This window comes from Klebsiella planticola (assembly GCF_000783935.2).
GTDB lineage: Bacteria > Pseudomonadota > Gammaproteobacteria > Enterobacterales > Enterobacteriaceae > Klebsiella > Klebsiella planticola.
The window spans coordinates 891679-910841 of sequence record NZ_CP026047.1 but is presented as its reverse complement, the minus strand read 5'-3'; the positions used below and the strand labels follow the sequence as shown (position 1 = coordinate 910841).

Below are 19163 nucleotides of genomic sequence, written 5' to 3'. Positions count from 1 at the left end.
TGATGATGGACTCGCAACCCGCTATCGACTTTCGCTTCACGGAAGTGGCCCAACACCCGGAACGTCTGAGCCAGATTCGTTACCTGCTGACGGACAGCGGTCTGGGGATGGACAACGATATCACGCTGTTTGTTGAGGCCTGGTCCGGAAGGCAGCTGGTGGGCTGCGCGGGGCTGGCCGCCAACGTTATCAAATGCGTGGCGGTCGATGAGCAGCTGCGCGGTGTGAACCTTAGCGCGCGGCTGCTGGCGGAAGTGGAAAACGTCGCCCTCGCGCGCGGCCATTTTCATCTCTTCCTTTGCACCCGGCCCTGCAACGAGGAGCGCTTTGCCCGCAGCGGCTTCTGGCCTGTCGCCCGCAGTGGCAATAACGCGGTATTGATGGAAAACACGCCGCAGGGCATTACGCGCTACTGCCGTTCGCTGCGCCAGGAGCGCCGGCCCGGCCAGGATATCGGCGCGATTGTCATGAACGCTAATCCGTTCACGCTTGGGCACCGCCATCTGGTGGAACACGCGGCGGCACGCTGCGACTGGCTGCATCTGTTTGTGGTACGTGAAGACGCCTCTTTCTTTCCGTTCACCGCGCGTCTGGAGATGGTACGGGCCGGAGTGGCACATCTGTCGAATGTCTCCGTGCACGAGGGCTCGCAGTACATCATCTCGCGCGCCACTTTTCCGGCCTACTTCCTGAAAGAGAGCGGAAAAGTGCAGCAGGCGTGGAGCGAAATCGACGTGCTGATCTTTCGCGACTACATCGCGCCGTCTCTCGGCATTACCCATCGTTTTATCGGCTCCGAGCCGTTTTGCGATATCACCCGTCAGTACAACCAGACGCTGCATGAACTGCTGGCTGGCCACATCCACGTTGAGGAGGTGGCCCGTATCAAGGCCGGGGGCAGCGCCATTTCGGCCTCGGAAGTCCGTCGTTTACTTAAGACAGAACAGTATTCTCGTATTCGGGACATTGTCCCGGAATCCACTTTCGCGCATCTCGAAGCGCACTACAGCGCGGAAGTCGCTTAACTATCAGGAAACGAACATGAAAATTGTAAGGGAGGCGCTGGCCGGTACGCAGGAGTCCAGCGACCTGATGGTGAAAATCGCCCCCGCCGACGGCGAGCTGGAGATTGTCATCCACAGTGAAGTGATGAAGCAGTTTGGCGAGCAGATTCGTCAGGTGGTTGAGGAAACGCTGCGCGCGATGGCGGTGCGGCAGGGATTGATTATCATCGAAGACAAAGGCGCGCTGGATTGCGTCATTCGTGCGCGATTGCAAAGCGCGGTGCTGCGCGCCGTCGATGAACCGCATATCGACTGGAGGACACTGTGATGAACAGGCTCCGTCGTAGCATGTTATTCCTGCCGGGCGCTAACGCAGCCATGCTCTCTACCGCCTTTATTTACCGTCCCGATTCGATCATGTTCGATCTTGAGGACGCGGTGGCGCTGCGTGAGAAAGACAGCGCGCGGCTGCTGGTCTGGCATGCGCTCCAGCACCCGATGTATCAGGATATCGAAACCGTGGTGCGCATTAACCCGCTGAGCACGCCGTTTGGCTTGCTGGATCTGGAAGCCGCCGTGCGGGCTGGCGTGGACGTGATCCGATTGCCGAAAACCGATACTCCGGAAGATATTGACGAACTGGAAAGCCACCTGGTGCGTATCGAGCGCGACTGCGGGCGTGAAGTGGGGTCCACCCGCATCATGGCGGCGATTGAGTCGGCCGTTGGCGTCATTAACGCCGTGGCCATTGCCCGTCGTTCCCCGCGGCTGATTGGGATTGCGCTGGCGGCCTTTGATTATGTGATGGATATGCAGACCGAGCGCAGCGACGGTACCGAACTGTTCTACGCCCGCTGCGCGGTACTGCATGCCGCCCGGGCAGCCGGTATCGATGCCTTCGACGTGGTGTGGTCAGATGTGAACGACGAAGCCGGATTCCTGCGCGAAGTCGAGTTGATCCGCAAAATGGGCTTTAACGGCAAATCGTTGATTAACCCGCGTCAGATTGACCTGCTGCACAATGCGTATGCGCCAACCCGGCAGGAGGTCGAACACGCGCAGTTAGTGATTGAAGCCGCGCAGGAGGGGGAACGCAATGGCCTGGGCGTGGTCTCGCTCAACGGCAAAATGGTCGATGCCCCGATTATTAACCACGCACAGAGAGTGCTGGAACGCGCGGCCGCCTCCGGCGTGCGCCGTTAAGGATAAAACAATGAACCAGACAGAACTTCTCCATGCGACCTTCCCTCATCTGCGGGATTTAAAACCGTTTGATTCTGCCCTCAGCGCTACGCCCTGGCTGGCCGACGTGGAGGAAAAGCATCGTCGTAAGCTGTGTGCATCCCTCGAAGAGGCGGTGGCGCGCAGCGGCCTGCAGGACGGAATGACTATCTCCTTTCACCATGCCTTCCGTGAAGGCGATCGGGTGATTAACAGCGTAGTGGCGAAGCTTGCGCAAATGGGTTTTAAAGGCCTGACGTTGGCTTCCAGCTCACTGATGACCTGCAACGATGCCCTTATCGAACATATCCAGAACGGAGTGATTCGCCGCATTTATACCTCAGGGATGCGCGGGAAACTGGCGGAGGCTATCTCCCACGGAGTGATGGATGAGCCGGTGCAGATCCATTCCCACGGCGGGCGGGTGAAATTACTACAGGATGGCGAACTGAACATTGACGTCGCGTTTCTCGGTGTGCCGTGCAGCGATGAGTTCGGCAATGCCAACGGGACCCACGGGCGCTCCTGCTGCGGTTCGCTCGGCTATGCGATGGTCGATGCGCACTTTGCCCGGCGGGTGGTGCTGCTGACTGAAGAACTGGTGCCATTCCCCAATATGCCGGCGAGCCTGATGCAGGATCAGGTGGATTACATCGTGCAGGTTGATAGCGTGGGCGACCCGGCGAAGATCAGCGTCGGTGCGGCGCGCGTCACCAGTAACCCGCGTGAACTGATGATCGCCCGCTATGCGGCAGATGTGATTGAGCACTCCGGTTACTTCAGAGCCGGTTTTTCGATGCAGACCGGCTCCGGGGCGGCGGCTACCGCCTGCACCCGCTTTATGGAAGAGAAGATGGAGCGCAGCGGCGTGAAAGCCCGCTTTGCGCTGGGTGGGATTACCGGCAGTCTGGTGGATCTGCATGAGAAGGGGCTGATTGAAAAGCTGCTCGATACCCAGTGCTTTGACGGTCAGGCGGCCGCTTCGCTGGCGCGCAATCCCAATCACGTGGAGATCTCCACCAACGTTTATGCCAACCCGGGCAGCAAGGCGGCGAGCTGCGACCAGCTGGACGTGGCTATTCTCAGCGCGCTGGAAATCGACGTCGATTTCAACGTTAACGTGATTACCGGTTCCGACGGCGTGATGCGCGGGGCGTCCGGCGGTCACTGTGATGTGGCGGCAGCGGCAAACCTGACTATTGTCGTCGCCCCGCTGCTGCGCAGCCGCATTCCCACGGTAGTCAAGCGGGTGACGACGCGACTGACGCCGGGAGAAAGCATCGATGTGCTGGTCACTGACCACGGGATTGCGGTGAATCCGGCGCGACCGGAGATCCGCGCGCGCCTGATTGCCGCCGGGATGAACATCGTCGATATCGACGCGCTGTATGCGCGGGCTATCTCGCTAAGCGGGATCCCCAAACCCATTGAATTCACCGACAAAATCGTCGGCGTCATTCGCTACCGCGACGGGCGGGTGATTGATACCGTGCGCCAGGTTAAGGAGTAGCGACATGAACACTGCGACACCCGTGGCGGCGGGTGTCAGCCTTGAGGCGTGGCTGGCGGCGAAAGAATGCCGCGCGGCGCGCCAGGCTGACTGGCTAAAACGTTATCAACAGCCGATTATTTCGCTGACCCTGGTGACACCGGGAACGGTAAAAAATAGTCTCCGCTACCGCAATACGATGGGCGTGGCGCTACAGATGTGCGACCAGCTGCTGTGGGAGAACCGCTGGCCGGTGCGGGATCGCCAGATACTGTGGCTCCCGACGGGGCCTGAGGCGATGTGGTCCGTGGCGCACAATGCGCCGGAGATCAAGGCCCACTGCGTGGCGTTGGAGCAGAGCCATCCGCTCGGCAGGCTGTGGGACCTGGATGTGATCTGCCCGCAGGATGGCCACGTTGGCCGCCTGGCGCTTGGCCTGCACATGCGCCGTTGCCTGGTGTGTGATGAGCCGGCGCATGTCTGCTCTCGCTCGCGCAAGCATCCGGTCGGGCAGGTGGTGGGAAGTGTGGAGAAGATTATCAATGACTGGTTTGCCCGCGACTAAATTTTGCGCCATTGAGGTCCCTCGTCTGGCGGAAGAGGCTCTGTGGCAGGAGCTGGAGCTGACCCCTAAGCCGGGGCTGGTGGACCGACTCAACAACGGGTCTCATCACGATATGGACCACGCTCTGTTTGTCCGCAGTATTACCGCGATTGCGCCGTGGCTCTCCCGCTTTACCGCGCTGGGGAGTGACTACGCAGACCAACCGGCAGGCGAGCAGTTGCGCCTGCTACGCCCGATGGGCATTGCCTGCGAGCAGGCAATGTATGCCGCAACCGGTGGCGTGAATACTCATAAAGGGGGGATATTTGCTCTCGGGCTACTCTGTTTTGCCGCCGGAAGGGTGCGGGAGGTGACCGCGTCAAACCTCTGTCGCGAAGTGGGAATTCTGTGCCGGGGGCTGGTGGCGCGCGAGCTGGCTGGCCGCAGCGCGGCAGCAACCGCAGGCGAACGTCAGTTCCGGCAGCTGGGTTTAACCGGCGCCCGCGGTGAGGCGGAAAGTGGTTTTGCGACGGTACGTCGCGTCTTGCCTCAGTGGAACGGCCGCCAGCTGCATGATTTGCTCCTGCGCCTGATGGCGGTGAATCCGGACAGTAATCTGGTGTCGCGCGGCGGTATTCATGGGCTGCGATATGTGCAGAGCTATGCGCGAACGCTGCTGGCAAACGGCTGGGATCGCCGGCGTTTACTGGAGATGGACCGGGCGCTGATAAAGCGTCATTTAAGCCCGGGAGGGAGCGCGGATTTACTGTCGGTGGCGTGGGTTTTAGGGAAGTGCGGTTAATTTCCCTCCCCCCGAAGAGAGGGGAGGGAACAATCGGTTAATGCGCGGGGGTGGTCTGCGCGCCGGCCGGTACACGCACGTGTTTGTATTTAAACAGCGCGATGAAGGCGATGGCCAGAACCAACGAGTAGGCAGCAAAGATCAGCCAGACAGGCTGCCAGTCGGTGATGCCGTTGGTGGTATACATCTCCACCACTTTCCCGCTCACCACGCCGCCGAGGATACAGCCGAAGCCGTTGGTCATCATCAGGAACATCCCCTGGGCGCTGGCGCGGATTTCAGGTCTCACCTCTTTCTCAACAAACACCGAGCCGGAGATGTTGAAGAAGTCGAAGGCGCAGCCGTAAACAATCATCGACAGAACCAGCAGCACGGTGCCGAACGGGGTCGGATCGCCATAGGCGAAGAGACCGAAGCGCAGCATCCAGGCGAAAATACTGATAATCATCACGTTCTTGATGCCATAGCGGCTCAGGAAGAACGGAATAGTCAGAATGAACAGGGTTTCGGAGATCTGGGAAATCGACATCATCACCGACGCGTGCTCAACGATAAAGCTCCCGGAGAACAGCGGGTTATTATCGAAGCTGTGCAGGAAGGTATTGCCGAACATGTTGGTGATTTGCAGCTCTGCGCCTAACAGCATGGAGAAAATAAAGAAAATCGCCATCCGCTTGTTTTTGAACAGGGCAAAGGCATCGAGGCCAAGCATGCTGCTCCAGCTCTGGTTTTTCTGCTGATTGGAGACCGGAACGTGCGGCAGCGTCAGGGTGAACAGCGCGAGGACAACGGAGAGCGCCGCACCGATGTAGAGCTGCATGTGGCTCAGCTCGAAGCCCGCGAAGCTGACGCCCCACATCGCCATAATAAAGCCGATGGTGCCCCAGATACGAATCGGTGGGAAATCGGTCACAATATCCAGACCGGCGGATTTCAGACGGTAGTAGGAAATCGTGTTGATTAAGCCCAACGTTGGCATATAGGCCAGCGAGTTAAGCAGAATCACAAAGAACATCTCCCCAGGCGTGGTGACCTGGGCCGCCATAAACAGCGTACCTGCCCCCACCAGATGGCACAGCGCGTAAACCCACTTCGCGCTGATCCATTTATCCGCCACGATACCCAGCAGCGTTGGCATCAGAACTGCCGCAATGCCGAGCGAGCTGTAAACGGCGCCGATAGACGCACCGTCGAACTTGAGCGTCACAAACATATAGGAGCCAAGTGTAGTCAGCCAACTACCCCACAGGCAGAACTGCAGAAACGACAATATTTTAAGCTGCAGCTTAAGGTTCATGTTATTTTCCTCACGAGTAAGCGGGGGATGTGTTGTGATAATTACATTCAGGGTTTCAATTTGATGAAATTCTATCAGTTAACGCCGCGATGTTTTGTTACCTTCCGCAAAAAAATGCAATCCCCATTAATTTGCAGATTAGATTGTGATGCAAATAACATTTTCCTATGGGAAAGGCGAGGTGAAGCGGGAAAACCCGACCCTCTCTGCTCGGGAAAGGGGCGGGCGAGGAGATAACCTTATTTCCGGCGGTAGGACTTCTGCGCCGTATTCACCTTATAAAGATAGCGGCGCGATTCCGCCGACGGGTGACGGTTGGTGAGGGTGGAATAGACATCCCCCGGCGTCATGCTGTTGATAATATTGGCCGCCTGGACCTTATCGCTGGAGAAGACGCGCAATACGCTGCCGGCGCCGCCGTTATACGCGGTGATCACGGCATAGCGGCGCGAGGTCGGGTTATCGATACCTGACAGATACACATTATTCAGCATCGCCAGATAGGCGGTGCCGGTATCAATGTTATTCGCCGGATCGAACAGATAGCTGCGGCTTGGCAGCCCCGATTTCCCCTGCGCACGGAAGACATCTTTCCCGGCGCTGTGCTGCACAACCTGCATCAGACCCAGCGCATCAGCATGGCTCACGGCGTACGGGTTAAAAGAGGATTCGGTCTGCATAATCGCCAGAATCAGCGACTCATCGACGCCATACTTCCGCGCCGACTGGCGAACGTAGCCGATGTACTTATGCGCACGTTTGTCGAGGTGGTTCGGCACCAGATTAATGGTAATGCTATAGATCATCCGCAGGCCGTTGCTGCGGCTTTTCAGCCGCGTTTGCAACAGATAATCGGCATAGCGCGAGGCCCGCCACTCCCAGCGAATCGGATCGCCGTGGTTATCCACCACCTGTCCGTAAAGGAACGGCTCTTTCGAAATCTGGATATCATCGGCGTCGGAATAGAGGTCGATTGACCCCGGATCGTCGCCCATCAGCAGCGTCTTAATGATGGTCTGGCGTAAACGGCCGGTCGGATCGGTACCGGCGATGGTCTCGACGGTGATGGTGCCCTCATCAAAGTTGATGTGGCTACGGGTCTGATACTGATCGGTGTACTTAACGTAGTCTTTCGGCCCGGCGAGCAGAACTTCGTTATAACCCCAAATATTTTCGATGTTATGGGCGAACTGACCCATCAGAATATCGAAGCCGTTGGTGTCCTTAACCCAGGCCTCGTTATACCCATCGCCCTTTTTATTTGAGCTGGAACACGAAACGAGCAAAGGCGCAATGAGCGCTAGCGCTAAATATTTTTTCATCATTCCGGGTGTGTGCGTTGTGTTTGTTGTGCTTAAGAGTCAGAGGACTCTTACTTTTTTTCAGGCGGCGTGTAGCCTTCAATGTGCTCATCTTTCCCTTCAAACAGGAACTGGATCATCTCCTGTTCCAGCAGCTTGCGATGCTCCACGTTCATCATGTTGAGCTTTTGCTCGTTGATTAACATGGTTTGCTTGTGCTGCCACTGAGCCCATGCCTCTTTCGAAATCTCGTTATAGATGCGTTTGCCTAACTCACCCGGATACAGCTGGAAATCCTGGCCATCCGCTTCACGCTGCAGGAAAGTACAAAAAATCGTTCTGCTCATTAGTCATCCTCTTTATTCGCCAGAAAGCTATGCAAGAGCCCCGGCCTTCAACTGTTGCAACAAGCGCTCCACGGGAGCCGCCAGTCCAACCGACGGCGGCTGCGCTAAGTTATACCAGAGTGTGCTGCCTTCATCCATGCATGCGCCAGATGAATCTATGCTAAGCCACATCGGCACAATATCCAGATGGAAATGGCTGAAAGTGTGGCGGAACGCGGTCAGCTGCGTCAGATCATCATCCTTTATCCCGCGCTGAGCCAGCCATTCGCGCAGTGCGGCCTCCTCTTCAAACTGCGGAAAACAGAATAATCCGCCCCATAAGCCGACCGGCGGACGCTGGGAAAGCAATACTTCATTGCCGTGCTGCATCAGCAGGAAATAGCCCGTTCGCTGCGGAATGGTCTGCTTTGGTTTTTTGCCAGGATATTGTGCCCATGAATGGTTTGCGTAAGCGACGCAGCCGTTACTTAACGGACAGAGCTCGCATTTGGGTTTCGAGCGGGTGCAGACCATCGCCCCGAGATCCATCATCGCCTGGTTAAAGCGCTCGACCCCTTTTGCCGGCGTGACCTCTTCGCTGATCTGCCATAATCGTTTCTCAACCTCTTTTTTCCCCGGCCAGCCGTTGACCGCATAGCAGCGGGCCAGCACGCGCTTCACGTTGCCATCGAGAATGGGGTAATGCTTGCCAAGGGAGAGGGATAAAATCGCGCCGGCCGTGGAACGCCCGACGCCGGGCAGCGCCGCCACTTCGTCAAAGGTTTGCGGGAATTCGCCGCCGTGCAGGCTCGCCACCTGCTGCGCCGCCTTATGTAAATTGCGCGCGCGGGCGTAATAGCCCAGTCCGGTCCACAGATGCAGCACTTCATCCAGCGGCGCCGCGGCCAGATCGGTTACCGTCGGGAAGCGGGCCATAAAGCGTTCGAAATAGGGAATCACCGTAGCGACCTGCGTTTGTTGCAACATCACCTCGGAGAGCCATACTTTGTAAGGCGTTTTACCCATTTGCCATGGCAGGGTTTTACGCCCGTATTTGTCGTACCAGTCCAGCACCTGGGCTGAAAATTGCGCGGCGAGAAAAGTCAAAGCTACAGCTCCGGAATCGCGATATCAGGGTGGCAGATTGCAGCATAAGGGCGACAGGCTGTAAACCCTTGCATCCGTCGGGTAACTTTGGATAATGCCCGTTTTCCGAACACTCTCACAAGCAGACCTAACTTTTATGAAAAACGACGTCATATCTCCGGAATTCGATGAAAACGGCCGCCCGCTGCGCCGTATTCGTAGCTTCGTCCGCCGCCAGGGCCGCCTGACCAAAGGGCAGCAGCATGCGCTGGATAACATTTGGCCGGTGATGGGCGTTGAGTTCAACGATGCGCCGCTCGACTTCGCCGCGCTGTTTGGTCGCAACGCGCCGACTACGCTGGAGATCGGATTCGGCATGGGCGCTTCGCTGGTGGCGATGGCGCAAGCGAAGCCTGAGCAGAATTTCCTCGGTATCGAAGTTCACTCACCGGGCGTCGGTGCCTGCCTGGCCTCCGCCGAAGAAGAGGGTGTACACAACCTGCGCGTGATGTGTCACGATGCGGTCGAGGTGCTCCACACCATGATTCCGGATAATTCTCTCAACATGGTGCAGCTGTTTTTCCCTGACCCGTGGCATAAAGCGCGTCATAATAAACGCCGTATCGTGCAGGCGCCTTTTGCTGAGCTGGTGAAAAGCAAGCTTAAACTGGGCGGCGTCTTCCACATGGCGACCGACTGGGAGCCGTATGCTGAGCATATGCTGGAAGTGATGTCATCGCTGGAAGGGTATCGTAACCTGTCAGAAAGCAACGATTATGTACCGCGCCCGGAATCGCGTCCGGTAACCAAATTTGAACAGCGTGGCCATCGTCTTGGCCACGGCGTATGGGACTTAATGTTCGAGAGGGTGAAATAATGGCAAAGAATCGTAGCCGTCGTCTGCGTAAAAAAATGCATATCGACGAGTTTCAGGAAATCGGTTTTTCCGTCGCATGGCGTTTTCCGGAAGGGAGCACTGAAGAGCATATCGATCGCACCGTGAATGACCTGATTGAGGAAGTGATCGAGCCGAACAAACTGGCGTTTGACGGCAGCGGTTACCTCTCCTGGGAAGGGCTAATCTGCCTGCAGGAAATCGGTAAATGTACCGAGGAGCATCAGGCTATCGTGCGTAAGTGGCTGGAAGATCGCGGGCTTGCCGATGTGCGCACCAGCGAACTTTTTGACGTCTGGTGGGACTAAGTTTGACAAGGGTCGGCAATTGCCGACCCGTTTTGTCTTAAGGGAGTTTTATGATGCGCAAAACGCTGCTGGCGGTGGCGCTGTCCGTTACCGCTCTGTCCGCGCACGCGGACTACCAATGTAGCGTCACGCCGCGTGACGACGTGATCCTCAGCCCGCATCAGGTGCAGGTAACCGGGGAGAACGGCGATCTGGTGATTAAACCGGACGGCAATCTGACCTATAACGGAAAACAGTATTCTCTGTCTGCGGCCCAGCGTGAGCAGGCCCAGGACTATCAGGCCGGCCTGCGCAGCAGCCTGCCGTGGATTGATGACGGCGCGCGTTCGCGAGTCGAAAAAGGGCGTCAGGCGCTGGATAAAATCATTACCGAGCAGGTTGGCGCCAGCAGCAGTATGCATAGTCGTCTGACCAAACTTGACGCGCAGCTGAAAACCCAGATGAACCGCATTATTGAACGTCGCAGCGACGGCCTGACTTTCCATTACAAAGCGATCGATCAGGTGCGCGCCGACGGCCAGCAGCTGGTTAATCAGGCGATGGGCGGCATTCTGCAGGACAGCATCAACGAGATGGGCGCAAAGGCAGTGCTGAAAGGCGGGGGCAATCCGCTGCAGGGGATCCTCGGCAGCCTCGGCGGCCTGCAAACGGCAATTCAGGAAGAGTGGAAAAACCAGGAAGCGGATTTCCAGAAATTTGGCAAAGACGTTTGTAGCCGGGTCGTCTCCCTTGAAGACAGCCGCAAGGCGCTGGTGAGCTCCCTGAAATAACGCTCTCTGCGGTGTGCCGCGGCCTTCACCGGGGCACACCGCGTTCATCCTTCTCAGGCACGTCCGTGCGATACGCGGGAACGACGGGCCAGCGAGTCAATAATCACCGCAATCGCCAGCACGCAGCCGGTAATGATGTAGCGTAGCGATGACGGCAGATTTAACAGCGTCAGACCATTTGAAATCGACTGAATCACGATGATCCCCAGCAGAGCGGACCAGGCGCTGCCGCGCCCGCCGAACAGACTGGTACCGCCGATGACCGCCGCCGCAATGGCGTTCAGATTCACGTCACCTGTCCCGGCCTGCTGGCTCGCCGAGGCCAGCCGGGAAGCGGCCAGAATGCCGCCGAAGGTGGCGAGGGTGCTACAGAGTACAAAGGCGCTGACGTAAATAGCCCGCACGTTGATCCCTGAACGGCGTGCGGCTTCGCGGTTGCCGCCGACGGCAAACATCGAGCGCCCCCATTGCGTCCGCTTGAGCGCATAGTTGAGCATCATCACCAACGCGACGAACAGGCCGAAAATCCACGGTACGCCGCGCCCGAGATTAAGATAGAACACGGCGGCTTCAAAGATTACCGTCAGCAGAATCGCGCGCAATAACAGTGAGCTGACGGCTTCCGCCGACAGGTTCGCCGCCAGGCGGCGCGTACGCGTTTTGAGGCCAAATACCAGGATCGCCAGCCCGGGCAGCAGCGCCATAAGATGAGAGAACCAGCCCGGCATCACCAGTAGCTGACCAAACCGCACCAGCGGAGAGGCGTAGGGCAGGTTAATGCTGCCGCTGGGGCCGAGGATATACAGCTGCAGCCCGAGCAGCGCCAGCAGGCCGGCGAGCGTCGCTACGAAGCTTGGCATGCCGACGCGGTTATACAGCAGGGCGTAAAGCAGCCCGACGGCGATACCGCACAGCAGCGCGACGGCAATCGCCGCGGCAACCGGCCAGCCGGCATTAACCCACAGCACGCCAACAATCGCTGAAGAGAGTCCGCTCATTGAGCCCACCGAAAGATCGATTTCGCCGAGCATCAGTACGCAGACGATCCCCAGTGAGATAAATCCAACGGTCGCGCAGTCAAAAAGCAGGTTAACCAGGTTATTGGGCGCGATATATACCGGGTTGAGCCAGGTGAAAACCAGGGAGATCACGATCAGCCCGGCGATGACCGGCGCGGTCCCCAGATCGCCGGTTTTGATACGATTGATCTGCGCACGTACCACGCCGAACAGGCCGTCGTTGTGCTGGACGCGCTCATCGCTGCGATCCAGTGCGGGGCGGGATGCTGTCTTGCTGTTCATAAAATTAAATCACTCCGGAAGCGCTAGACTGTGATTTTCGTTCGACGCGACGTGAAACGGCATTCTCTGTTGCGCCGGTAATGGCCGCCACCAGATCCTGGTTTGAGGCGTCGGGGGTAAAGATGCCTTTATTGCGCCCGAGCCGCAGCACCACGATGCGATCGGCCACCGCACGGACGTCTTCCATGTTGTGGCTGATGATGATGACGCCGAGGCCGCGCTCGCGAACGCGCTCAATCAAATTGAGCACTTCCGCCGTCTGGGCCACGCCGAGCGCGGCGGTAGGCTCATCAAGCATGATGATTTTGGGGTTCATCAGCAGCGAACGGGCGATCGCCACCGTCTGGCGCTGGCCGCCGGAAAGCGAGGCAATCGGCTCGCGCACCGACGGGATTCTGGCCGCCAGCTCCTGCAATAACGTCCAGGCCCGTACCTCCATCGCCACTTCGTCCAGCTGCAGCGGCGAAATCTCGTGGCCTAAAAACAGGTTTGCGACGACATCGAGATTTTCGCACAGCGCTAAATCCTGAAAGACCGTAGCGATACCGTATTCCAGCGCCTTGCCTGGGCTGTCGAGAGTGATGGTCTTACCGTCAAACTCAATGGTGCCGGTCGTGGGCTGGTGTACGCCGGCGAGAATTTTCACCAGCGTGGATTTTCCCGCGCCGTTATCGCCCACCAGCGCGACCACTTCGCCGGCATGAACCTCCAGCTCGATATCCGTCAGAGCAGAGACCGCGCCGAAGTGTTTGGAGACATGACTCAGTTTTAAAACAGGTTGCCTGGTGCCGGCGACGATGTCTGATTGTTGCGACATAAAAAAGACCTCAATGATGGTGAAACTACGCCCGTCGGCGACGACGGACGCAGGGGCAGCATTACTTCTCAATACCTAATTTCTGGCAGGCTGCGGTGTATTCACCGGTACACACCTGAGCGTAGGTCTGGATCTTTTTATCGAAAATTTCCGCTTTGATATTTTTGGCGGTGATGACTGCCGGGGTAAACAGCTGAGAAGGCGTGTTGTACAGCGTGGTGCTCGCCTGCGGTTTCTTACCCTGAATGAGTTCCACGGCCACTTTCGCCGCGGCTGCGGCAACGATTTCTGACGGTTTGGAGATAGTGTTGTACTGGTCGCCGGCGATGATGAGCTGCAGCGCGGCAATCGTCGCGTCGTTCCCGGTGACCGGCGGAACCGGCTGTACGCCGGCGGCTTTAAAGGCGGCAATGGCACCGCCGCCGGTGCCGTCATTGGCCGCGACGACGCCTTTAATTTTGTCCCCGAAGCGGGTTATCTGCCCGGCGGCCCACTCCTGCGCTTTAGGCGGCGCCCATTCCGGGGTATCAAACTCCGCGAGGGTGGTGTAACCCGATGCTTTCAGCCCACGATGAATACCATCGCGGATAAGCCCTGCGGCGGCATCGGTCGGCGAGCCGTTAATTTGCAGGACGCCGGCCCCTTTTGGCACGCCGCTCTCTTGCAGATGATTAACCAGCGATTGTGAAATCGCATAGCCGATACCTTCGTTATCAAACGAGACGTAAAAATCAGCTGGCTTATCGGGGATAGGGCGATCGTAAGCGATCACTTTAACATCCTGGGCCTGGGCATTTTCGACCAGGGCGGCGGCCGCGGAGGAGTCAACCGGATCGAGAACGATAATCTTCGCCCCCTGGGCAATGACCGAATTGAACTGCTGCTGTTGCAGCGTCGCGCTGGCGTTAGCGTTTTGATAAATGACCTTACATTCTGCGCACAGCTTGCTCATTTCCGCTTTGAATCCGGGGAAATCATGCTGCTCATAACGCGTGGAGGCCTGGTCGGGCATGAGAAATGCTACGGTGGCGGATTCGGCCGCTTGTGCCGACGCGGAAATACCGCCGGATATTGTTGCGAGTGCGATAAAAATATTACGGTAATTCATTATATTACCCTCTTTTTTATAGGTTTGAGCCCGCCAGCCGGAGCCGACGTCATACAGACTTTTTTAATAAGAGTTACTAATAATTCACATGTAGGATACTTCTGTTTTACATTTGCTCAACCGATGAAGCAGGATTACCACTGCACTAAAACGGAGTCAAGAAATGGAAAAAAGTCGATGCGGATTTGTGATTGGCTGCAAAGAATTGCATAAAAAGTGATCAGGTGATTTGACCGGAACGGGGACAATAAAACGGACGGAGAAGTGGGGGAAAAGAGCAACAGCGGGCGGTCGAGGACCGCCCGGGGGGGATTAATCTTCGCTGAGAAACAGCTCCAGCAGCGAGTTTAAAAACAGCTTGCCGTGCTCGGTTATCTGCCAGCTGCGCTCATCTTCAGCCAGGTAGCCCTGGGCGATGGCGGCGTCAATTTGCGGCCGGATCACGTGCTCTTCCAGACCGGTGTAGCGGCTGAATTCACTGCGCGGTGCCGCTTCCAGCAGACGGAAGCGGTTCATAAAGAATTCGAAGGGTTTGTCGGCAGCCTCTACGTCATGCTGACGTTCGAGGTAGCGGCCTTCCATGTAGCCCCGCGGATGGCGCGTTTTTGCCGTACGTAAAATGCGCCCGTCCGGGAAGGTAATTTTCCCGTGCGCACCGCAGCCGATGCCAAGGTAGTCGCCAAAGCGCCAGTAGTTCAGGTTGTGCTGACACTGATAACCCGGTTTAGCATAGGCCGATGTCTCATACTGCTGATAACCTGCCGCCGTCAGCAAACGATATCCCTGCTCAAAGATATCCCACAGGGCGTCGTCATCCGGCAGCACCGGCGGACGGGAGCCAAACAGAGTATTCGGCTCAATAGTCAGCTGATACCAGGAGAGATGCGGCGGATTGAGTTCGATCGCCTGACGCAGGTCGTCCAGCGCCTCGTCCAGCGTCTGGTCCGGCAGGCCGTGCATCAAATCGAGGTTAAAGCTACGAAGGCCAAGCCCCGTTGCCAGATGCGCCGCGCGCTTTGCCTCATCCGGGCCGTGAATACGCCCCAGGCGCTGCAGTTTAGGTTCGCTAAAGCTTTGCACGCCGATGGAGATGCGGTTCACGCCCGCACGCTGGTACTCCACGAAGCGATCGGCTTCCACGGTGCCTGGGTTGGCTTCCATGGTGATCTCCGCACCGGCGGCCAGCGGCAGGCAGTCGCGTACGCCGTCGAGCAGGGTTTGCATAGCCGGCCCGGAGAGCAGGCTCGGCGTTCCGCCGCCAATGAAAATCGTGCCGATTTCACGTCCCTGGGCGTAGTCCGCATCGGCCCGCAGGTCGGTCAGCAGATGCTGCACATAATCATCATGCGGCACCTCGCCCTTTAGCGCATGCGAGTTAAAGTCGCAGTACGGACATTTCTGCACACACCATGGGATATGAATATACAGGCTCAGAGGCGGCAAATTAGCCATTACGTAACGCTTCCAGTAACAGTTTTAACGCGCGCCCGCGGTGGGAAATCGCGCTTTTTTCTTCACGGCTGAGTTCCGCCGCGGTCTTGCCTGCGGACGGAACATAGAAAATCGGGTCGTAGCCGAAGCCACCGTTGCCCGCCGCCTGACGGGTAATGACCCCAGGCCAGCTGCCGTGACAAACAACCGGCGTCGGGTCGGCCGCATGCCGCAGATAGACCAGCACGCAGTGGAATTGCGCCTGACGCTGGTCGTCCGGGACGTCCTTCAGGGCATCGAGCAGTTTTTCCAGGTTCTGCTGGTCGGTAGCGTCTTCTCCGGAGTAACGAGCTGAATAGATACCCGGTGCGCCGCCCAACGCGTCTACCGCGATACCGGAGTCGTCGGCAATCGCCGGTAAGCCGGTTATCTGCGCGGCATGGCGGGCTTTCAGAATCGCATTTTCGATAAAGGTCAGTCCGGTTTCCTCGGCGGAATCCACGCCCAGCTCGGTTTGAGCAACGATATCCAGTCCAAAATCTTCCAGCAGCGAGGCCAGCTCGCGAACCTTCCCGGCGTTACCGGTGGCGAGAACAACTTTTTGCATCATTAATCCTGTCTATTTTGTCAGCGCCGCGACCGCAGTCGGGATCTGTTGCGGGTTGATGATTTTTATCTGTTTGTGGCGGCCAAGCTCGCCTTTTTCAAGCAGCACCTGGCTTTTCGCGACACGAAACTGTTTGGCGAGGAATTTAACCAGATGGGCGTTAGCCTGGCCATCTACGGGGGGAGCGGTAATGGCGACTTTCAGTTCGTCGCCATGTAAACCAACGATGCTATCACGGCTGGCCTTGGGCTGAATATACAGCCGCAGCACCAGCCCGTCAGCGCAGGCTTCGACGGCACTCATAGCGCCATCCACAGCCCCGGAAGCAGAACGTTACCCGTCGCCTGCAGCAGTTCGGCGATGCCCATATTGACCACGTACAGCAGCAGCACCAGCACCATCGGCGAGAAATCGATACCGCCCATCGACGGCAGCATTCTGCGAATCGGGCGCAGCAGCGGGTCGGCCAGCTGCATCAGAACGAATTCCACCGGACTACGGCCCTGGCTTACCCAGCTCATGATCGCCATCAGCAGCAGCACCCAGAATATCAGCAGGCCGACGGTCTTAATCAAAATCAGCAGCGCGGAGATCCAGATAATCGGCTGGAAGGTGACCACCATAAACAGCACGATGGCTTTCACGACGCAGAGAATAAAGGCGATCAGCAGCGAGGAGCTGTCGATGGGGCCCATGGCCGGGATAATGCGTCGCAGCGGCCCGACGACAGGCTGGGTGACCTTAACGATAAACTGCGAAAACGGGTTGTAAAAATCGCAGCGTGCCCACTGCATCCAGACGCGTAGCAACATGATCATGGTGTAGAGTTCAATGACCGTTGCCAGCAGGAAAGTCAACGTCTTCATGGCGTTCCTCAGATTCCTTAATTTTTGCTGTAGTCGCGCGCACCGAAAATTGCGGTACCGATGCGCACCATCGTGCTTCCCGCCGCGATTGCGGCTTCCATATCATCCGACATGCCCAAAGACAACGTATCGACCGTAGGGTATTGCGTTTTCAATCGCGCAAATGCTACCGCCATTTGTTGGGCCACGGCAAACTGCCTTACATATTCTGACTCAGGTGCCGGAATGGCCATTAACCCGCGCAGCCGCAGATTGGGCAGGGCGGCAATCTCCGCTGCCAGCGCATCCAGCGCCTGCAGCAGAATGCCCGACTTGCTCTGTTCGTCACTAATGTTTATTTGAATCAATACATTAAGCGGCGGAAGATGCGAAGGGCGCTGCTCGCTGAGCCGCGTGGCGATTTTCAGACGATCGACGGTGTGGCACCAGTCAAAGTGTTCCGCCACCAGACGACTTTTGTTGGACTGCAGCGGCCCGATAAAGTGCCACTGCAGCGAAGAGGCGCCTGCTTCCTGGAAGTAGCGGATTTTTTCCACCCCTTCCTGGACGTAGTTTTCGCCAAAAGCCACCTGGCCTGCGGCTATCGCTTCTTCAATCGCACTCGCAGGCTTCGTTTTACTCACTGCAAGCAACGTAATTTCTTCTGGATCGCGGCCGCAGCGCGCGGCAGCGTCTGAGATTTTGTCCCGGACCTGTGCCAGGTTATGCGCAATATCGTTCATATTCCGAGGATGTGTTATGGAGCTGGAAGAAATCGTGGCCCTTAGTGTAAAGCATAATGTCTCCGATCTACACCTGTGCAATACCTCGGCAGCGCGCTGGCGTCGACAGGGAAAGCTTGAGCCGGCGCCATTTCACACGCCGGATATCGGGAAATGGCTTGACGGGTGGCTCGATGAGAAACAGCGCGCGCACTGGCAGGCCAACGGACAGGTGGATTTTGCCTTAACCCCCGACGGCGGACCGCGCCTTCGCGCCAGCGCATTTTCTCACGCTCGGGGTATTTCATTAGCGCTGCGCCTGTTGCCGGAAAGCTGTCCCCGGATTGAGGCGCTGCGTGTTCCTGCGGCGCTGACGGAACTGCTGAATGAAGAAAGCGGTTTGATTCTGGTGACCGGAGCCACCGGCAGCGGTAAGTCGACCACCCTCGCGGCGATGGTCAATCATCTCAACCAGCAGCGTGAAGGGCATATTCTGACGCTTGAAGATCCGGTGGAGTTTATCCATCACAGCAAGCGATGTCTGATTCAACAACGTGAAATCGGACGCGACTGTCCCTCTTTTTCCACGGCGCTGCGGGGGGCGCTGCGCCAGGATCCCGATGTGATTCTGCTGGGTGAGCTGCGCGACAGCGAAACGATCCGCCTGGCGCTGACCGCTGCGGAGACCGGCCATCTGGTGATGGCCACGCTGCATACCCGCGGCGCGGCTCAGGCGATTGAGCGTCTGGTTGATGTCTTCCCTGCGCAGGAAAAAGAACAAATACGTAGCCAGCTAGCGGGAAGTTTATGTGCGGTGCTGGCACAAAAATTACTGCCGACAGCGTCAGAGGGAAGAGTTGCGCTATACGAGCTTTTGGTGAATACCCCGGCGGTAGCAAATTTGATTCGCGAGGGGAAAACTCATCAATTGCCGGGGGTCATGCAAACCGGTCAACAGGCCGGAATGCTGACTTTTACGCAAAGTTTTCAACAGCGTGTGGCAGCGGGTCTGTTATAAGCGCTGTTTTAATATTCAGTTTTCATACCTGAGTGTTGTTATCGTAATGTTTTATTAATGTTTGTGGTTATTATGGCTGAATATAATTTAGCCATAAATGACTACGTCAAATTAATGACGGCTGTGAAAGGGCGAGCGGCATTTCCCTCGCAGAATAAAGAAAAAATAAGATTATCTTTTGACACTTTTCATCTCTTCGACTTATGCTGTTTATGGAAACAGGACGTTTCTTGTGAAATATTGTTTTGAAATGTAAATTTATTAATTATTT

At 57.2% G+C, this 19163-nt stretch carries 22 protein-coding genes; 10 read left to right on the top strand and 12 right to left on the bottom strand.

What is annotated here, in order from left to right:
- Positions 1–5 precede the first annotated feature (5 nt).
- Genes citC through citG form a run of 6 tightly spaced genes read left to right on the top strand, consistent with a single transcriptional unit; the run spans position 6 to position 5060 of the window.
- Positions 6–1025 (top strand): [citrate (pro-3S)-lyase] ligase, encoded by a 1020-nt coding sequence (gene citC / locus MC50_RS04310; protein ID WP_032690746.1) that lies wholly within the window; start codon positions 6–8, stop codon positions 1023–1025.
- Positions 1026–1041: 16 nt separating this feature from the next.
- Positions 1042–1332 (top strand): citrate lyase acyl carrier protein, encoded by a 291-nt coding sequence (citD, locus tag MC50_RS04305; protein ID WP_032697600.1) that lies wholly within the window; start codon positions 1042–1044, stop codon positions 1330–1332.
- A complete protein-coding gene (gene citE, locus MC50_RS04300; protein WP_004867558.1) occupies positions 1332–2207 on the top strand; it encodes a citrate (pro-3S)-lyase subunit beta in 876 nt (291 codons plus the stop codon). Before citD ends, citE begins: the two co-directional genes overlap by 1 nt.
- A 10-nt stretch (positions 2208–2217) precedes the next feature.
- Positions 2218–3735: a citrate lyase subunit alpha gene (gene citF, locus MC50_RS04295; RefSeq protein WP_032697601.1), complete on the top strand. Its 1518-nt coding sequence runs from the start codon at positions 2218–2220 to the stop codon at positions 3733–3735.
- A 4-nt stretch (positions 3736–3739) separates the two neighbouring features.
- On the top strand, positions 3740–4279 hold the full coding sequence (gene citX, locus MC50_RS04290; RefSeq protein WP_047663476.1) for a citrate lyase holo-[acyl-carrier protein] synthase: 540 nt from the start codon (positions 3740–3742) through the stop codon (positions 4277–4279).
- The gene (gene citG / locus MC50_RS04285) at positions 4257–5060 is read left to right on the top strand and encodes a triphosphoribosyl-dephospho-CoA synthase CitG (RefSeq protein WP_047663475.1); all 804 of its coding nucleotides are present in this window, start codon (positions 4257–4259) and stop codon (positions 5058–5060) included. The genes citX and citG overlap by 23 nt, the downstream gene beginning before the upstream one ends.
- A 37-nt stretch (positions 5061–5097) precedes the next feature.
- Here citG and MC50_RS04280 read toward each other — a convergent pair whose 3' ends face one another.
- The 4 genes from MC50_RS04280 to mutY form a co-directional block, all read right to left on the bottom strand.
- On the bottom strand, positions 5098–6357 hold the full coding sequence (locus MC50_RS04280) for a nucleoside permease (RefSeq protein ID WP_032690751.1): 1260 nt from the start codon (positions 6355–6357) through the stop codon (positions 5098–5100).
- Positions 6358–6596: 239 nt separating this feature from the next.
- Positions 6597–7679, bottom strand: a complete 1083-nt coding sequence (gene mltC, locus MC50_RS04275) for a membrane-bound lytic murein transglycosylase MltC (protein WP_015585742.1) — start codon at positions 7677–7679, stop codon at positions 6597–6599.
- Positions 7680–7729: 50 nt separating this feature from the next.
- Complete coding sequence (locus MC50_RS04270) at positions 7730–8005, bottom strand: oxidative damage protection protein (protein WP_047663474.1); 276 nt, start codon at positions 8003–8005, stop codon at positions 7730–7732.
- A gap of 27 nt (positions 8006–8032) precedes the next feature.
- Complete coding sequence (mutY, locus tag MC50_RS04265; RefSeq protein WP_032698798.1) at positions 8033–9091, bottom strand: A/G-specific adenine glycosylase; 1059 nt, start codon at positions 9089–9091, stop codon at positions 8033–8035.
- Positions 9092–9227: 136 nt separating this feature from the next.
- On the opposite strand from mutY, the gene trmB reads away from it, so the two are divergent.
- Genes trmB through MC50_RS04250 form a run of 3 tightly spaced genes read left to right on the top strand, consistent with a single transcriptional unit; the run spans position 9228 to position 11043 of the window.
- On the top strand, positions 9228–9947 hold the full coding sequence (gene trmB / locus MC50_RS04260; protein WP_032690753.1) for a tRNA (guanosine(46)-N7)-methyltransferase TrmB: 720 nt from the start codon (positions 9228–9230) through the stop codon (positions 9945–9947).
- The gene (locus MC50_RS04255) at positions 9947–10273 is read left to right on the top strand and encodes a YggL family protein (RefSeq protein ID WP_032690754.1); all 327 of its coding nucleotides are present in this window, start codon (positions 9947–9949) and stop codon (positions 10271–10273) included. Before trmB ends, MC50_RS04255 begins: the two co-directional genes overlap by 1 nt.
- 50 nt (positions 10274–10323) lie before the next feature.
- The gene (locus MC50_RS04250) at positions 10324–11043 is read left to right on the top strand and encodes a YggN family protein (protein WP_032697607.1); all 720 of its coding nucleotides are present in this window, start codon (positions 10324–10326) and stop codon (positions 11041–11043) included.
- 53 nt (positions 11044–11096) lie between these two features.
- Here MC50_RS04250 and MC50_RS04245 read toward each other — a convergent pair whose 3' ends face one another.
- The 8 genes from MC50_RS04245 to MC50_RS04210 form a co-directional block, all read right to left on the bottom strand.
- A complete protein-coding gene (locus MC50_RS04245; protein WP_032690756.1) occupies positions 11097–12344 on the bottom strand; it encodes a sugar ABC transporter permease in 1248 nt (415 codons plus the stop codon).
- Positions 12345–12348: 4 nt separating this feature from the next.
- The gene (locus MC50_RS04240; RefSeq protein WP_047665388.1) at positions 12349–13161 is read right to left on the bottom strand and encodes an ATP-binding cassette domain-containing protein; all 813 of its coding nucleotides are present in this window, start codon (positions 13159–13161) and stop codon (positions 12349–12351) included.
- A 61-nt stretch (positions 13162–13222) separates the two neighbouring features.
- Positions 13223–14269 (bottom strand): ABC transporter substrate-binding protein, encoded by a 1047-nt coding sequence (locus MC50_RS04235; protein WP_047663473.1) that lies wholly within the window; start codon positions 14267–14269, stop codon positions 13223–13225.
- A gap of 312 nt (positions 14270–14581) precedes the next feature.
- Positions 14582–15721, bottom strand: coding sequence for a radical SAM family heme chaperone HemW (hemW, locus tag MC50_RS04230; protein ID WP_047663472.1), 1140 nt, complete (start codon positions 15719–15721; stop codon positions 14582–14584).
- Positions 15714–16307: an XTP/dITP diphosphatase gene (locus MC50_RS04225; RefSeq protein WP_032690759.1), complete on the bottom strand. Its 594-nt coding sequence runs from the start codon at positions 16305–16307 to the stop codon at positions 15714–15716. Before MC50_RS04225 ends, hemW begins: the two co-directional genes overlap by 8 nt.
- Positions 16308–16319: 12 nt before the next feature.
- Positions 16320–16610: a DUF167 family protein YggU gene (gene yggU, locus MC50_RS04220; protein WP_032690761.1), complete on the bottom strand. Its 291-nt coding sequence runs from the start codon at positions 16608–16610 to the stop codon at positions 16320–16322.
- Positions 16607–17173 (bottom strand): YggT family protein, encoded by a 567-nt coding sequence (locus MC50_RS04215; RefSeq protein ID WP_032697611.1) that lies wholly within the window; start codon positions 17171–17173, stop codon positions 16607–16609. The genes yggU and MC50_RS04215 overlap by 4 nt, the downstream gene beginning before the upstream one ends.
- Positions 17174–17190: 17 nt before the next feature.
- Complete coding sequence (locus MC50_RS04210; RefSeq protein WP_032697613.1) at positions 17191–17895, bottom strand: YggS family pyridoxal phosphate-dependent enzyme; 705 nt, start codon at positions 17893–17895, stop codon at positions 17191–17193.
- Between the two features lie 16 nt (positions 17896–17911).
- Here MC50_RS04210 and MC50_RS04205 point away from each other — a divergent pair, with 16 nt between their 5' ends.
- A complete protein-coding gene (locus MC50_RS04205; protein WP_047663471.1) occupies positions 17912–18892 on the top strand; it encodes a type IV pilus twitching motility protein PilT in 981 nt (326 codons plus the stop codon).
- The last annotated feature ends 271 nt before the right edge of the window (positions 18893–19163 follow it).

Bases quoted from the DNA above. Each gene is read 5' to 3' on its own strand.
- citC (WP_032690746.1), top strand. From the start codon at position 6: ATGGACTCGCAACCCGCTATCGACTTTCGCTTCACGGAAGTGGCCCAA.
- citD (WP_032697600.1), top strand. From the start codon at position 1,042: ATGAAAATTGTAAGGGAGGCGCTGGCCGGTACGCAGGAGTCCAGCGAC.
- citE (WP_004867558.1), top strand. From the start codon at position 1,332: ATGAACAGGCTCCGTCGTAGCATGTTATTCCTGCCGGGCGCTAACGCA.
- citF (WP_032697601.1), top strand. From the start codon at position 2,218: ATGAACCAGACAGAACTTCTCCATGCGACCTTCCCTCATCTGCGGGAT.
- citX (WP_047663476.1), top strand. From the start codon at position 3,740: ATGAACACTGCGACACCCGTGGCGGCGGGTGTCAGCCTTGAGGCGTGG.
- citG (WP_047663475.1), top strand. From the start codon at position 4,257: ATGACTGGTTTGCCCGCGACTAAATTTTGCGCCATTGAGGTCCCTCGT.
- MC50_RS04280 (WP_032690751.1), bottom strand. From the start codon at position 6,357: ATGAACCTTAAGCTGCAGCTTAAAATATTGTCGTTTCTGCAGTTCTGC.
- mltC (WP_015585742.1), bottom strand. From the start codon at position 7,679: ATGAAAAAATATTTAGCGCTAGCGCTCATTGCGCCTTTGCTCGTTTCG.
- MC50_RS04270 (WP_047663474.1), bottom strand. From the start codon at position 8,005: ATGAGCAGAACGATTTTTTGTACTTTCCTGCAGCGTGAAGCGGATGGC.
- trmB (WP_032690753.1), top strand. From the start codon at position 9,228: ATGAAAAACGACGTCATATCTCCGGAATTCGATGAAAACGGCCGCCCG.
- MC50_RS04255 (WP_032690754.1), top strand. From the start codon at position 9,947: ATGGCAAAGAATCGTAGCCGTCGTCTGCGTAAAAAAATGCATATCGAC.
- MC50_RS04250 (WP_032697607.1), top strand. From the start codon at position 10,324: ATGATGCGCAAAACGCTGCTGGCGGTGGCGCTGTCCGTTACCGCTCTG.
- MC50_RS04245 (WP_032690756.1), bottom strand. From the start codon at position 12,344: ATGAACAGCAAGACAGCATCCCGCCCCGCACTGGATCGCAGCGATGAG.
- MC50_RS04240 (WP_047665388.1), bottom strand. From the start codon at position 13,161: ATGTCGCAACAATCAGACATCGTCGCCGGCACCAGGCAACCTGTTTTA.
- MC50_RS04235 (WP_047663473.1), bottom strand. From the start codon at position 14,269: ATGAATTACCGTAATATTTTTATCGCACTCGCAACAATATCCGGCGGT.
- hemW (WP_047663472.1), bottom strand. From the start codon at position 15,721: ATGGCTAATTTGCCGCCTCTGAGCCTGTATATTCATATCCCATGGTGT.
- MC50_RS04225 (WP_032690759.1), bottom strand. From the start codon at position 16,307: ATGCAAAAAGTTGTTCTCGCCACCGGTAACGCCGGGAAGGTTCGCGAG.
- yggU (WP_032690761.1), bottom strand. From the start codon at position 16,610: ATGAGTGCCGTCGAAGCCTGCGCTGACGGGCTGGTGCTGCGGCTGTAT.
- MC50_RS04215 (WP_032697611.1), bottom strand. From the start codon at position 17,173: ATGAAGACGTTGACTTTCCTGCTGGCAACGGTCATTGAACTCTACACC.
- MC50_RS04210 (WP_032697613.1), bottom strand. From the start codon at position 17,895: ATGAACGATATTGCGCATAACCTGGCACAGGTCCGGGACAAAATCTCA.
- MC50_RS04205 (WP_047663471.1), top strand. From the start codon at position 17,912: ATGGAGCTGGAAGAAATCGTGGCCCTTAGTGTAAAGCATAATGTCTCC.